We start from the raw sequence: 1,062 nt of genomic DNA on the forward strand, positions 1-1,062 counted from the left end.
CGAGAGCGGACGGCTCTGCTGCGACGCGCCGCCGACCGGATCGAGGAGCGATTCGAGGAATTTGTCGCCGCGGAAATGGCGGACACCGGCAAGCCGATCACGCAGGCACGCGAACTCGACGTCGCGCGCGCCCTCACGAACTTCCGTACGTTTGCCGACATCGTCGCCGCAGCGGGGCAGGAATCGTTTGTCACGGATCTGGCCGGCGGAAAGCAGGCGCTGAACTACGCGATCCGCAAGCCGCTCGGTGTGGTCGCCGTCATCGTGCCGTGGAACCTGCCACTGCTTCTCCTGACCTGGAAGGTGGCGCCCGCGCTGGCGTGCGGAAACTCCGTGGTGGTCAAGCCTTCCGAAGAGACCCCGGCGACGGCGTCGTTGCTGGCCGAGGTACTCGAAGAAGTCGGCCTGCCTGCCGGCGTCTACAACGTCGTACACGGATTCGGTGCGAATTCTGCGGGCGAGTTCCTCACCACCCACCCCGGTATTGACGGTGTCACCTTCACCGGATCTTCGGCAACCGGCTCGCACGTCATGAAAACCGTTGCACCACGGGTGCGTCCGGTCTCGTTCGAGCTCGGCGGAAAGAACGCCGCGATCGTGTTCGACGACGTCGACATCGACGAAGCGCTGACAGGTCTGACCAAATCGGTGTTCACCAACACAGGCCAGGTCTGCCTGTGCACCGAACGGGTGTACGTGCACCGCAGCATTTTCGACGACATCGCCGGTGGACTTGTCGAGCGGGCAGCAGGATTGCGTCTGGGTGACCCGACGCTCACTGCGACGACGACAGGCCCGCTCATCTCGCAGGCACACCGGAAGAAGGTTCTCGACTACTTCGAGATCGCCGAGCAGGAGGGCGCGAAAGTGCTTACCGGTGGCGGAATTCCGGATCTCGGACAGGATCTGTCCGGTGGATCGTGGATCGAACCGACGCTGTGGACTGGCTTGACCAACAAGAATCGCGTCGTGCGCGAGGAGATCTTCGGACCCGTCGCAGCACTCATCCCGTTCGATACCGAGGCAGAAGCGATCGCCTTGGCAAACGACACCGAGTACGGC

1 protein-coding gene is annotated in these 1,062 nt (G+C 63.5%); it reads left to right on the plus strand.

All coding sequences use genetic code 11. From position 1 onward, the window contains the following. Positions 1-1,062, plus strand: a 1,062-nt coding sequence (locus ATN38_RS00020; protein ID WP_218747370.1) for an aldehyde dehydrogenase family protein, incomplete at both ends; no start/stop codon positions are given.

This window comes from Rhodococcus sp. FH8 (assembly GCF_019266085.1).
In the GTDB taxonomy this organism is placed as follows: Bacteria; Actinomycetota; Actinomycetes; order Mycobacteriales; family Mycobacteriaceae; genus Rhodococcus_F; species Rhodococcus_F qingshengii.